General features: G+C 70.9%; 11 protein-coding genes, 1 pseudogene and 1 riboswitch. Of the genes and pseudogenes, 3 read left to right on the forward strand and 9 right to left on the reverse strand.

The genetic code is table 11. The annotated features are described in order from the left end of the window. Positions 1–83: 83 nt before the first annotated feature. The 3 genes from STRIP9103_RS39120 to STRIP9103_RS39125 all read right to left on the reverse strand — a co-directional run bounded on the left by STRIP9103_RS39120 (position 84) and on the right by STRIP9103_RS39125 (position 2,110). Positions 84–845 (reverse strand): DUF4142 domain-containing protein, encoded by a 762-nt coding sequence (locus STRIP9103_RS39120; protein ID WP_009336983.1) that lies wholly within the window; start codon positions 843–845, stop codon positions 84–86. Positions 846–1,072: 227 nt separating this feature from the next. After that, positions 1,073–1,594, reverse strand: coding sequence for a galactose oxidase-like domain-containing protein (locus tag STRIP9103_RS53650; protein WP_078614200.1), 522 nt, complete (start codon positions 1,592–1,594; stop codon positions 1,073–1,075). Between the two features lie 12 nt (positions 1,595–1,606). Then, positions 1,607–2,110 carry a MarR family winged helix-turn-helix transcriptional regulator gene (locus STRIP9103_RS39125; RefSeq protein ID WP_048821795.1) on the reverse strand — a complete coding sequence of 168 codons (504 nt, stop codon included), beginning with the start codon at positions 2,108–2,110 and terminating at the stop codon, positions 1,607–1,609. 133 nt (positions 2,111–2,243) lie between these two features. Between STRIP9103_RS39125 and STRIP9103_RS39130 the strand changes: the two genes are divergently transcribed. After that, positions 2,244–2,693 (forward strand): DUF6069 family protein, encoded by a 450-nt coding sequence (locus STRIP9103_RS39130; RefSeq protein ID WP_048821791.1) that lies wholly within the window; start codon positions 2,244–2,246, stop codon positions 2,691–2,693. Positions 2,694–3,669: 976 nt separating this feature from the next. On the opposite strand, the pseudogene STRIP9103_RS39135 reads toward STRIP9103_RS39130, so the two are convergent. After that, positions 3,670–3,987 (reverse strand): annotated as a pseudogene (locus tag STRIP9103_RS39135) (silent information regulator protein Sir2); the annotation flags it as partial. Positions 3,988–4,175: 188 nt separating this feature from the next. After that, complete coding sequence (locus STRIP9103_RS53265) at positions 4,176–4,307, reverse strand: putative leader peptide (protein ID WP_319657335.1); 132 nt, start codon at positions 4,305–4,307, stop codon at positions 4,176–4,178. Between the two features lie 19 nt (positions 4,308–4,326). Beyond that, positions 4,327–4,440: riboswitch (SAM riboswitch) on the reverse strand. 341 nt (positions 4,441–4,781) lie between these two features. On the opposite strand from STRIP9103_RS53265, the gene STRIP9103_RS50970 reads away from it, so the two are divergent. Together STRIP9103_RS50970 and STRIP9103_RS50975 are read left to right on the forward strand one after the other, a co-directional pair. Beyond that, on the forward strand, positions 4,782–4,985 hold the full coding sequence (locus tag STRIP9103_RS50970) for a hypothetical protein (protein ID WP_009336996.1): 204 nt from the start codon (positions 4,782–4,784) through the stop codon (positions 4,983–4,985). Between the two features lie 550 nt (positions 4,986–5,535). Next, the gene (locus STRIP9103_RS50975) at positions 5,536–5,964 is read left to right on the forward strand and encodes a hypothetical protein (protein WP_063747361.1); all 429 of its coding nucleotides are present in this window, start codon (positions 5,536–5,538) and stop codon (positions 5,962–5,964) included. A gap of 382 nt (positions 5,965–6,346) precedes the next feature. Here STRIP9103_RS50975 and STRIP9103_RS39145 read toward each other — a convergent pair whose 3' ends face one another. The 4 genes from STRIP9103_RS39145 to STRIP9103_RS39160 form a co-directional block, all read right to left on the reverse strand. Further along, a complete protein-coding gene (locus STRIP9103_RS39145; protein WP_009337000.1) occupies positions 6,347–7,171 on the reverse strand; it encodes a DUF1684 domain-containing protein in 825 nt (274 codons plus the stop codon). A gap of 63 nt (positions 7,172–7,234) precedes the next feature. Next, positions 7,235–8,158 carry an LLM class F420-dependent oxidoreductase gene (locus tag STRIP9103_RS39150; protein WP_048821793.1) on the reverse strand — a complete coding sequence of 308 codons (924 nt, stop codon included), beginning with the start codon at positions 8,156–8,158 and terminating at the stop codon, positions 7,235–7,237. Between the two features lie 111 nt (positions 8,159–8,269). Then, positions 8,270–10,579, reverse strand: a complete 2,310-nt coding sequence (locus STRIP9103_RS39155) for an arylsulfatase (protein WP_009336981.1) — start codon at positions 10,577–10,579, stop codon at positions 8,270–8,272. A gap of 94 nt (positions 10,580–10,673) precedes the next feature. Beyond that, a partial coding sequence (locus tag STRIP9103_RS39160) for a dipeptide ABC transporter ATP-binding protein (RefSeq protein WP_048821797.1) occupies positions 10,674–11,988 on the reverse strand: 1,315 nt, incomplete at its 5' end.

The following is an 11,988-nucleotide window of genomic DNA, read 5'->3' on the forward strand; positions in this document are numbered from 1 at the left end:
CAGACCCCAGAGGCCTGCCCTTTGGTCGTCCGCCGGTCGGCCCCGGCGTGGGGCGGAGCCGACCCGGTGCGGTCGGCTGGGTGTCACTTCTGGCCGGCGGAGGCCGAGGCCGAAGGGCTGGGTGTCGCGGTCGGTGCGGCGGTGTTGACGTCCAGGTCGGGGCGGGGAGTCAGGACGACCATGGGGGCTCCCGGCTGGGGCACGGGCGGGGTGACCTGTTCCTTGGGGAGTTTCGGCGGGTTGGTCTGCTGGTAGTTGACCTGCTCGTGATTGACCAGGCCGGTCTTCTCCAGCACCGTGATGTGGTCGAGCACGGTGTCGTTGGCGAGGTCGGCCAGCTGTCGCACCAGGGTGTTGCGTGTGCTGGCGCGGATCTTGGCAATGGTCGGGAAGATCTGGCCATGCGTGACGCGCATGATGGTGACCGCGGTGGAGTCGAACTCCTTGCCGGTGGCGGCGTCGGCGGTCGCCACGAACTGCTGCTGTTGCGGGCTCGCCTGGTTGTTGAGGGTGATGCCCAGCTCCGGGGCGATCCTGCGGCACATCTCGTCGAGCCCGGCGTGCCCGACCACCAGATGCTCACCGGCCTCCTTCATCTCCGGTGTCGTACCGCGCTCCATGGCCATCTCACCCAGCGGGTACTCCCACAAACCCGCCGACCGCACCTTGATGACAAAGTCCCGGTCCGCCTCCGTCAGCGGACCGTAGGGCGTGTTCGCGATGATGCGCTCTTGCGACGTGGCCGTCTTCTCGACCCCCAGCATGGCGGGATAGGCGAGTGCCGCGACGGTCAGCAGCAGGCCGCCGCTGATGAAGATGGCTCCTGCGGTGCGTGGGATGCGCATGGTTCCTCCTGGCGTGCGGGGGCGAACGCCCCAGGCGGGGGCGCGAGCACGCCCCGGTTCTGCCGGGGAGCGGATTCGGTCGTCAGGAGGTACGGACGAGTGCTTCCGATGAATCATTGCTCAGGGTAAAAATTGCACTGTGGTATGTGGCGTACGTCACGCGACTGGGCTCGAAGGGCAGAGGAGGCGCATCAGTCGCGGGAGCGTGGCTGTCCTTGTACGTGGACTCAGACGCTCTGAGAGGGAACTCCTTCCTCGTCGACGAGGAACGCCATGTATCGGCGGGGCGGGACGACTGCGGCATCGTCGGGCACCCGCTCGGTGACGGAACCGCCGGTGCGGCGGACGATGCCGAGGGCGACGGAGCGCTGGTCGACGCCGGTGGCATGCGTGGCGGAACCCGGGCGCGGAGTCGTGCGGTGCGGATCCGCGAGGCCTCCGGGGAGTTGGTGGTCACGAGGCCGCCCTGTACGGGGCCGGGCGCCTCCTCGCGCCTGACGACGGGCCGCTCGCCGCGGTGGAGGTGCGGAGGGGAGAAGATCTCGCCTCCCTGCTCGAAGTGGCCCGCGCGGGAGTCGGCCTGTCCGAGAAGAGCGGATCGGAGCCGAACGCCGCGCCCCGGCCGTCAGGCAGCAGCAGGGCCTCGGAGCGGTGGTCGCGCCCCACCGAGGGGGCCGGCGGCGCGCCGGAAGGTGTTCGTCCCGGGGGGTGTAGATCTCAGTCGCGGAAGCCGGGGGCGTGGATCTCAGTCGCGGAAGCCGTCAACGGCGATGCCATGGCAGGGCCGCCGGATAGGCGTCTTCCTCGTCGGCTTGCTTGAGGGAGGTGACGACGGCGGCGGTGATGGTCGCCAGCTGCTCGACCTGTTCGGGGCTGAGTGTGTCGAAGACGGCGCGGCGAACGGCCGCGGCATGGCCCGGTGCCGCTCCGGTCAGCAACTCCATGCCCCGGTCGGTGAGTTCGGCGAGCTGGCCGCGCCGGTCGGCCGGGTCGTCCCGGCGTCGTACGTAGCCGGAGTCCTCCAGGCGGATCACCGCGCGCGTGAGGCGGCTGCGGGTGAACTTGAGCTGCTCGGCGAGGGCGGACATCCCAAGGGTGCGATCGGGCACGGAGGACAGGCGGGCCAGCAGTTCGTAGTCCGCGTGCGTCATACCCGCGTCGCGCCGCAGCTGCTGATCGAGGTAGTCGCTCAGCAGGGTCGAGCAGTCGATGAAGTTGATCCAGGCTCGCATCTCCTGGGGAGTGAGCCACCGGGTCCCGGTCATGGTGGTCACCCTAGCCGGAGTGCTTGCTTAATCAAACATGTAGGCAGTAGCGTCCCACTTGCTTGATTTTTCAAACAGCCCTCGCCACTCAGGATGACCGTCTGCGTCCTGGAGTCTGTCTCGTGGAGGTTCCATGTCCGGTTCCGTCTCCGATGCCCTGCCGTCTGCCCCGCCCGCGCAGCGCCCTCGCGCTCTGATCGTGGTCGTGGGAGTGCTTGCGGCGGCTGTCGTGGCCTCGCTCGGGAACGCGGTGGTCGCACTGCTCGCCCTCGCGGCCGGAGCATCTGGCAAGCTCGACGCCCTGCACCCGCCCGCGTACGCGCCGCTCACCGTGATCGGCACCGTCCTCGGCGCCGTCGGGTGGGCGGCCGTCCGCCACTTCTCCAAGCAGCCGCCGCGAGTGCTGCGGTGGCTGGTCCCCGTGGTCGTCGTCGTCTCCTTCGTGCCCGACCTCGGCCTGCTCAGCGGTTCCGTGCCCGGTGGCGGACCGCTGGCCGCCGTTTCGCTGATGGTGATGCACGTCGTGGTCGCGGCCGTCGCCGTGCCCACCTATCGGCGCGTCCTGCCACTGCAGGCCGGCTGAGCCTTCTCGCCGCCGCCCCACCACAGGCCGACGCCCACGAGCGGTGTCCGGGAATCCGTTCATGCCGGTTCCGGGACACCGCCACCACCGCGTCCGACGAGTGCTCCATCGCCGACGTGGCTCCCATGGTCATTCCCCGCCCACCCGCGGCGTGCTGCCTTTCGCCGGCGCTCGGCATGCCGTGCGCCTGGGCGTCTGCGAGGGCATGCGCTCCCGTACGCCGCCACCTGGATACACCATGCCCGGTTCCGTGCCCCTGCCTCCGGCCGAGGTCGAGGAGACCGCCCCGCCGCCTACCGCTGGGTTCTCTTGCTGGTGCGGGTCTTGGACACAGCAGCTTGCTCCCATGGGTCCCTGTTCGGGGCGCCGCGCACTGGCACCGCTCGGCGGCGGTGATCCGCGGGTACGATCCGCACGATCACCTTCTGAGCGTGCACAACTGCGTGGAGATCTACGACAACAGCGCCGATTGGGTCACCCACTCCAGCATCCAGCCCAGTCCTGAGAACACCGACACCTGGCGCGACCGATGGGGCAAGCCCGTCACCATCGACGAGATGGGCTACGAAGGGGGCGTCGAATGGGGGGCAACCTCACTCCCCAGGAGATGGTCCGCCGATGCTGGGAGGGCGTGGTGCGCGGCGGATATGTGCGGATATGTCACGCACGGGGAGTGCTGCCTGGCCGACGACGACGTCCTGTGGCGGGCGAAGGGCGGCACCCTCAAGGGCGAAAGCACACTTGACTGTGACCGAACTCCCGGACGCCTGCGAGGGAGCGTTCACCGTGCCCCTGCCAGGCCGCCCCCGTCTGGCGGTTCGCCTGCGGGTCTTGGGGGAGTGAAGCGGTTCTTCCTTTCAGCGGCGGCTGCCCGGCTCGCAGGCCCGAGAGCCAGGTGACCACTACTGCCGGCTGAGGGCCCATCCGGTTTTCGGACGGGCCCTCGGTCATCGCGGTATCCGGGCAACGGAGTCGCTTACGGCGTCACCGTCCGGCCGCCGAAGGAGACGACGAGCTTGCCGTCCGGAGCGAACGACCACTTCAGGGCGCCGCTGTAGGAGGGGCACCGGGAGCCGTTCGAACCCATCCAGAACTGGTTCGAGCTGTCGGGGGTGGGGACGATCTTGTCCTTGTCCCCGCTGCCGCTGCGGCAGGAGGTGTTGTTCCGGACGATGTGGTTGACCTTGATGTCCGAGCCGCCGAGCTTGTAGCCGTTGCGGTCACCGTTGCTGTTCTGGGTGCCGTCGCTGAGGGTGCCGTTGGTGTAGGCGAGGGAGTTCTCGATGGTCACCGGGCGCGGATGCCGTACGAGGCATGGCCGTGCGCGGGCGTGCGGCCCCGGCCGGGGCGACGCCGGTGCCGGGGGAGCGCTGTACAGACAGGGATCAAGGGGGGAACAGGAATCGAAGGCAGACGGAGATCAGGCGCAGACGGGTGCGCCGACGGCAGCTGCCGTACTGCGACCAGCGGCGGGAAGGCCCGTCAGGCCGGACAGAGACAGCTGGTCGAGCGCTTGAGATCGATGTGGCGCCGACGCGAGAGCCCGGAGAACACGGTGGCGCCGGCGTAGCGGGCGCTGAAGTCACCACCGTGCCGCATATCGGTCCTCCACATGTCCGGCCCCGGTCACAGGGCCACGCGCTTGCGGAGATCGTCGGTGATCCCGCCGGGCCTTCACCTGGAGCACCCCACCGCGCGGGAGGGTTGCCGGTCAGCGAGCCAGGGCTTGACGCTGACACTCAATGCCGTTCGTGATCGTACGGAGCGGTTTTGTCGTGCGTCGATGCCGGAACCCGGACACCCTGGTGGATGAACCCACGGCACGCACATCTGCCGGGCGTCGACGAGGGCGCGCTGATCCACCTGGCCAACCGGCATGCTCGGCTTGATTACTGTGAACAGTTCTTGTCGCCCGCCCCGTCCGTGTTCCTTCGAGCAGATCAGGCGGGTATGCGTTGACTCTTGGGTGAACCCTGGACCACAGAGAATGAAGGGCGGTGATCTCCAGGAGCCACCATGACGATGGTGGTGACGCAGATCTGGTACGGCCCCTCGAATCCGTAGTCGTTCACTGAAGGAGCCACGGCCGTGACCGCGTCGGGCCGATACGCCGCGATCCGGAAGATCCCCGGACTCCCGTCGCTGCTCATGGTGGGAGTCGTCGCACGGCTGGGCAGCGGTATGACTCCGCTCGCCCTGCTGCTGCTCGTCGAAGGCGCGACCGGACGGTACGCGTACGCCAGCCTCGCGGTCGGCCTGTACGCCCTGGCAGGGTGTCGATCAGTCCGGTGATCGGTCGGCTCGCAGACCGGCTGGGTCCTTCCCCCGTTCTCCTGGGAGCCGCCGTCGCCCACGCGACGGCCCTCGCCGGTCTGGCGCTCACGGCCAACAGAGGCAGCGCGCTGCCTCTGATCTGCACGATGACCGTCACCGCCGGGGCGACCTATCCGCCACTCGCACCGGCCATCCGCGGCGTCTGCAACCGGCTGACCGAAGCCGGCACCGGCCGGGCTCGGCTGCGAGGGACTGTCCTGGCCGCGGACACCGCGTTGTACGAGCTCGTCTTCGTCATCGGGCCTCTGCTGGTAGGGGTGTTCGGGGTGGTCTCCACTCCCGCTTCGGCGATCGCCGAGGCCGCCGCTGTCACGCTGGCCGGAACCTCTGTGAGGGCCTGCGGCGCCGCGATGCGCGCCCAGCGCCCTCATGCCTCCCACGTCAGGACCAACGGCCTGGGCCCGCTGCGGTTGTCCGCGCCGGGCTGGCCGGCCTGCTGCTCACGGTGTGGGGACTGGGTTCCGGACTGGGCGGCCTCTGGTACGGAGCCCGGCCGTCGCGTTCGCCCTTGTCCCGGCAGCTCGCGTGGCTGCTCGGCTGCGTGTCGTTGAGCCTCGCGGCACTCGCCGTCATGCCGGATCCCACGGCGCTGGGTGTCGCGCTCGCGCTCGGCGGCGGCGTGATCGCCCCCTGCCTCACGGTCCGCATCTCCCTCGTGGGCCGGATCATGCCTGCGAGCATGCTCACCGAGGCACACTCCGGGATCGCCACCGTCCCCGTCGCGGCCAACGCGGTCGGCGGGGCTACAGCGGGCACCATCGTGGACCGACCGGGCGGCGTGCTGTGGGCCTTCGTCATGGCGGGCACGGTCGTCGCCCTCGCGGCGGTGACGGCCGTATGGCCGTCCGGGCCGATCACCCGGGCGGACACCGAAGCCGAAGAGGCGACTTCGGCGGAGGCGAAGGGCGACACGTCGCAACCCTGCGGGCAACTGTGACGCAGAGGACCCACGTCGTGGGTGGTGACAACTCCGCCATGCTCACACGTACTCCCGACGCTTTCCGCATCGGGTGACGTGGCGGTGCCGGGCATCGGTATGTCGATGCCCTGCGGTATCCGGATGGGGGCCTGACCGCGCGGCAGCGGCCCAGCGTGAGCGGGTGCGGTTCCAGGCCGCGGAGACGTTACGTCACCCCTGCCGCGCCGTCGCGTCGGATCGCCGTACTGCCGCCCCCGCAGGGCCTGCCCGCTGTGCCGTCCCCGGACATGACCGCGCAGCGGCATCCGAACCATCCACCGGAGGGGCGCCCAGGACTGAGCCGCGCGCAGGCGCGGGCTGCCGGTCGGCCCGCCGTCACTCGGCCGGCCGGCGGTCCCGCTCAGGACCCGCCGCGCTCGCGGGGGATCTTCTGGCCGGCCTCGATCGCCACCGGCAGCCGGTTCTCGGCCGGGGGCAGCGGGCAGGTGGCCAGGTCCGTGTAGGCGCACGGCAGGTTCGCGGCGCGGTTGAAGTCCAGGACGACCGTGCCGTCGGCGGCGGGCGGATCCAGGGACAGGGTCCGGTTGGCGGCGTAGGTGGTGACCCCGGAGGTCGCGTCGGTGAACAGCACCATCAGCCGGCCCGCACCATGGCCGGGGAACGCGGTCAGCGACAGCCGCTGCCCGTCCAGCTCGAACTCGACCCTGCCCGGAGCGTCGTACACATGCTCAAGGCCCTCGACCGCGGCGCCCACGGTGGTCGGCCGTGGCGCGTCGAAGGGGATGTAGCGGCCCGTCACGGCCCAGCGCGGGTCGGGGGCGTAGGCGGGCGTTCCGGTGAAGGCCGTGCGCAGCGGCGCGTCCGGGTGCCGCGGGCGCACGATGTCGTGCCCGCCGCGCCGGGCGACCTCGATGACGGCGTCTCCCCAGACGGCGTCGACGCCGCCGCGCTCGGGAAGCACGCCGAAGCGGTGCTCACCGCGCACCGGCTTTCCGTCGACGACCAGTTCCTCGCCGTCGTCCAGGTCGACGACGACTCCTTCGGGGCCGGTGCGCCACGCGCCGGGCGCGTCCGGGAAGCGCTGCGGACGGTCGTCGAGCCAGTGCAGGCCGGTGATCGCCAGGAAGCCGTGCGGGGCGGCGAGCCGGGCCTCCTGGGCGCGGTACCACTCCAGCCAGGTCTCGGTGAAGGCATGGAGGTCCGTCGTGGTGGCCTCGGTGGTCATGGGTTCTCCTTCGTCACGGGGGTGTGAGGGGGGCTGGTCCGGCTATCGGCTCGACCGGCGTGCTCAGCGGGCCAGTTCGCCGAGGAGCCGCCAGGTACGTCGGCGGTCGGCCTCTCCCGCGATCTCGGTGAGCGAGAACACGACCTCGGTGGCGCCGGCGTCGCGATAACGGCGTACCTCGGCCTCGACCGTCTTCTCGTCACCGATCACGGCCAGGTCCGCGGCCCGCCGGCCGCCGGAGAGTTCGATGACCCGCGCGTAGGACGGGATCTGCTCGTAGAACGCCAGGTTCTCGATGGCCTTGGACCGCACCGCGTCGACGTCGTCCGTGACCACGCCGGGCACCAGGGCGACGATCCTGGGCGCGGGGCGGTCGGCGGCCTCGGCCGCGACGGTCAGGGCGGGCACGATGTGGTCCGCCAGAGCGCGCGGTCCCGCCAGGTAGGGCAGGATCCCGTCCGCCAGCGCACCGCTGACCCGCAGCGCCTGCGGCCCCATCGCGGCGACGAGCAGGGGGACACCGCTCTCGGCACCCGGTACCCGCGCCGGGATCGGGGTGGCCGCGGTGAGCAGCTCACCGTGGAAGTCGGCCGTGCCGGTCTCCATCAACTGCCGTAGCGCGATGAGGAATTCACGCAGCCGGGCGATGGGGCGTTCGAAGGGCAGGCCGAAGCCGGTCTCCGTCAGTAGTTTCGTGCCCAGGGCCAGACCGAGGTGGTAACGGCCGTGGGTCGCGGCCTGGGCGGTCTGGGCCTGGCTCGAGACCAGCAGCGGGTGGCGGCCGAAGACAGGGATCGCGGAGGTGCCGACCTGCAGTCCGGGTACCGCCCGCCCGACGATCGCCGCGAGCTGGGGCGAGTCCGCGCCGAAGGTCTGCCCGAACCAGGCCGACTTGAGACCGAACTCCGCGGCCTCCTGGGCCAGTTGTACGGTGGCGTCGACCTGGTTCGGCGCGTCGGACGCGTTGAGCGCTACTCCAACAGTCATGTCAGTCAGAACGGGCGTCGGCCGAACCCGCATTCCGGTCCGTGTGTGACAGCTTCTTGTCAGTCATGTGTACAAGGTCCCGTCCGGGTGCGTTCGCTCGAAGCGACCGGCTCATTCGAACGCCGCCGCCGCATCCCGCAGGGCCTGGGCCACGGCCGCAGGCGAGTCCGGTCCCGGGGCGCCCGGGCGGTAGGTGACCGAGCGGAGGGCGCCGGTGTAGCGGAAGACGCCGTGCCGTTCGTACAGCGGCCAGGAGACCGGCGACTTGCGGTCCACGCCCACGCTGATGCCCTGGAACGGCGCCATGCCGATCAGTTGGTGGACCGGGTCCGCCACGGCGCGTTCGGTCCCGTCGGCGGACAGGGCGAAGCGCCAGCGCAGGCCGGGTTCGGCGGTGGCGGTGAGGACGATCGAGCGGGTGGCCGGGGACAGTGGACCGGCGTTCGTCTCGCGCAGTGCCCCGTACTCGTTGTAGGCGAAGCACAGCCGGCCGTCCTCGATGTACAGACTGTAGCCGCCACCCTGGTCGCCGTGGGAGACGAGGACGCCCGCGTCGCCCTCCTCGTACGAGTCCAGTTCGATCGTGATCGTGAAGGAGCGGAAGGCGATCAGGCGGGAGGAGCGGTAGCGCTCCAGCTCGGGAGTACCGGGGAGCAGGGTGACCGGGCGGCCGAGCTTCTCCTCGGCGGGGCCGCGCAGGGCGAGGGCGCCGGATGCGTCCGGGAGGGGGAAGACGCCGTTGCGCCAGGCCGCCGTCTCCCACGCCGCGGCCAGCTCCTTGACGAGTTCGGGGTGCCGGGCGGCCAGGTCGTGGATCTCGGTCGGGTCGGTGCGGATGTCGTACAGGGCCCACTCGGAGTCGTCGTACGGGGTGCCCGGGCGGTGCAGGGTGACGAGTTTGTGCCCGTCACGGTAGTAGCTGCGGTTGCCTGTCATCTCGCAGTACTGCTCCGGGTGGGTGCTGTCGGCGGAGGGCTCGCGCAGGACGGACGTGAAGCCGGTGCCGTCCTGTTCCTGGATGTCGCCGCCCGTGCGCTCCACTCCGGCCAGTTCCAGCAGGGTCGGCGCCAGGTCCGTCACGTACTGGTACTGGTGCCGGATGCCGTCGTCGCCGGGGGTGCGGCGCAGCCCGCGCGGCCAGGAGATCAGGAACGGGACGCGGACCCCACCCGCGTACGTGTGCCGCTTGTACAGCCGGAACGGGGTGTTGGACGCCATCGCCCAGCCGCGCGGGTAGTGCACCAGGCTGCGCGGCCCGCCGATCAGCTCCGGGTCGCGCTCCACGTCCGCCGGCCAGTCGTCCGGCAGCCTCGGGTGGTTGGCGAAGCGGCTGAAGTAGCTGCGGCTGCCCTCGGCTCCGCCCTCGCCACTGCCGCCGTTGTCCGAGGTGAACACGACGATGGTGTTGTCCAGCTCGTCCAGCGCTTCGAGGGTGTTCAGCAGTCGGCCGAGGTTCTGGTCGACGTTGTCGACCATTGCCGCGTACACCTCCATGTAGCGGGTGTAGAGGCGCTGTTCGTCCTCGGTGAGGTCGTCCCAGGCCCTCACGTCGAGGCCGTCCTCGGCATTCCTCTCCGGCAGCGCGGTCTCCTGCGGGAACAGGCCGTCGGCCTTCTGGCGCGCGAAACGGGCCTCGCGCAGGGCGTCCCAGCCGCCGTCGTAGCGGCCCCGGTGACGTTCGATGTCCTCCGGTTTCGCCTGCAGCGGGGCGTGGACGGCGTTGTGCGCCAGGTAGAGGAAGAAGGGCTTGTCCGGGTCGTGCGCGCGCAGCGACTTGACCATGGCTATGGCCTGGTCGGTGATGTCGTCCGTGTAGTAGTAGCCCTCCGGGAACTCGTCGATGTCCAACGGTGAGTTGTCGCGGACCAGTTGGTGGGGATGGAAGAGGTTCGTCAGGCCTTCCAGGACGCCGTAGTACTGGTCGAACCCCTTCTGCAGCGGCCAGTTGGAGCGGTCGGCGGCGGCGCTGGACGACGCGTCGCGGGCCAGGTGCCACTTGCCGACCGCGTACGTGGCGTATCCGGCGCCGCGCAGCGTCTCGGCCAGCGTGGGGAAGTCGTCGGCGATCTCCATCCCGTAGCCGGGGAACCCCGGATCGGCGTTGGCGACCATGGCGTAGCCGACGCGGTGCGGGTTGGCGCCGGTCAGCAGCGCGGCCCGGGACGGCGAGCACAGCGGCAGCGTGTGGTAGTTGGTCAGGCGTACCCCCTGCTCGGCGAGGGCATCGAGGACCGGCGTGGGTACCTCCGCGCCGAACGGGCCGATGTCGCTGTAGCCCATGTCGTCGAGACAGACGACCACGATGTTCGGGGCGCCGGCCGGGGGCGTGGGCTTCTCGGGCCAGGCGGGAGTGGACTCGGCGAAGGTGCGGCCGATGCGGCCGGGGAAGTTCTCGTAGGGGTCGCGGCGGGTGGTGGTCATACGGGGGATCCTTCGGGCCGTGCGAGGTCGCGGGCGACGCGGAAACCGGGCGTGGAGCCGTCGTCCATGAGGAAGGGACCGCCGGGCAGATCGGTCATGCCGTCTTCAGGGAAGGAGCCGGGACGGGATCGGGGGCGGCGGCCAACAGGGCGCTGGTGTAGGGGTGTCGCGGGTTCTCGCACAGCTCGTCGGCGGGTCCCGTCTCGACGATCCGGCCCCGGTGCATCACCGCGATACGGTGACTTACCTGCCGTACGACCGCCAGGTCATGGGCGATGAACAGCAGCGCGAGGCCGAGGTCGCGCTGAAGGTCGGCCAGCAGGTTGACGATCTGCGCCTGCACCGAGACGTCCAGCGCCGAGACCGGCTCGTCGCACAGCAGGACGGAAGGCTCCGGGGCCAGCGCGCGGGCGATGCCGATGCGCTGGCGCTGGCCTCCGGAGAAGGCGCGTGGGTGACGGTCGGCGGCGGCCGGGTCCAGGCCGACTAGCTGAATGAGTTCGGCGACCCGTGCCTCGCGCGCCGCGCGGTCCGGACTCAGCCCGTGGACGAGGAGCGGCTCGCCGACGATGTCAGCCACCGTCATGCGGGGGTTGATGGAGGCGTAAGGGTCCTGGAAGACCATCTGCACCTGTCGGCGCAGCGTGCGCAGGGCCGTCCGCGAAGGCCGGGTCACATCCTCGCCGCGCAGCCGGATCGTGCCGCCGTCGGACGGGTGGGCGTGGGCGAGCAGGCGGGCCAGAGTGGATTTGCCGGAGCCGGACTCGCCGACGATTCCGAGGGTTTCGCCCGCGTGGAGCTTCAGGGACACGTCGTCGACAGCGACCAGGCGGCTGCGGCGCCGCCCGCGGAACTCCTTGCGCAGGCCGGCGACCTCCAGCACCGGCGCGTCCGTGACCACCGGGGCTCGCTCGGCTGCGGGCTCGGCCACCGCGACCGGGGACCGGTCGCCGGCGTGCCAGCACGCCACCCCCGCTTCCAGGGGCGGCGTCTCACGGCCGCACCGCTCGTCCGCCGGCGCACACCGCTCGGCGAACGCGCACCCGGCGAGCGGCAGCGACAGGTCGGGCGGTGTGCCCGGGATGCCGGTCAGCCGGGTGCCGGAGGGAGACGACAGCCGGGGTACGGCGGCCAGCAGTCCGGCGGTGTAGGGGTGGCGGGGCCGGGTGAGGACGTCGGCCGTGGGGCCGTCCTCGACGACCGTCCCGCCGTACATCACCAGCACACGTGCGCAGGAGCGGGCGACCACGCCCATGTTGTGGGTGATGAGGAGCAGGGCGGTCCCGGTCTCCTCGTTGAGCTTGGCCAGGAGCTGGAGGATCTGCTCCTGGACCGTGGCGTCGAGTGCCGTGGTCGGCTCGTCGGCCAGCAGCACGTCGGGCTCGTTCGCGAGGGCCATCGCGATGAGG

The sequence above is a fragment of the Streptomyces ipomoeae 91-03 genome (assembly GCF_000317595.1).
Taxonomy (GTDB): Bacteria; Actinomycetota; Actinomycetes; order Streptomycetales; family Streptomycetaceae; genus Streptomyces; species Streptomyces ipomoeae.

Bases quoted from the DNA above. Each gene is read 5' to 3' on its own strand.
- STRIP9103_RS39120 (WP_009336983.1), bottom strand. From the start codon at position 845: ATGCGCATCCCACGCACCGCAGGAGCCATCTTCATCAGCGGCGGCCTG.
- STRIP9103_RS39125 (WP_048821795.1), bottom strand. From the start codon at position 2,110: ATGACCGGGACCCGGTGGCTCACTCCCCAGGAGATGCGAGCCTGGATC.
- STRIP9103_RS39130 (WP_048821791.1), top strand. From the start codon at position 2,244: ATGTCCGGTTCCGTCTCCGATGCCCTGCCGTCTGCCCCGCCCGCGCAG.
- STRIP9103_RS53265 (WP_319657335.1), bottom strand. From the start codon at position 4,307: ATGTGGAGGACCGATATGCGGCACGGTGGTGACTTCAGCGCCCGCTAC.
- STRIP9103_RS39145 (WP_009337000.1), bottom strand. From the start codon at position 7,171: ATGACCACCGAGGCCACCACGACGGACCTCCATGCCTTCACCGAGACC.
- STRIP9103_RS39150 (WP_048821793.1), bottom strand. From the start codon at position 8,158: ATGACTGTTGGAGTAGCGCTCAACGCGTCCGACGCGCCGAACCAGGTC.
- STRIP9103_RS39155 (WP_009336981.1), bottom strand. From the start codon at position 10,579: ATGACCACCACCCGCCGCGACCCCTACGAGAACTTCCCCGGCCGCATC.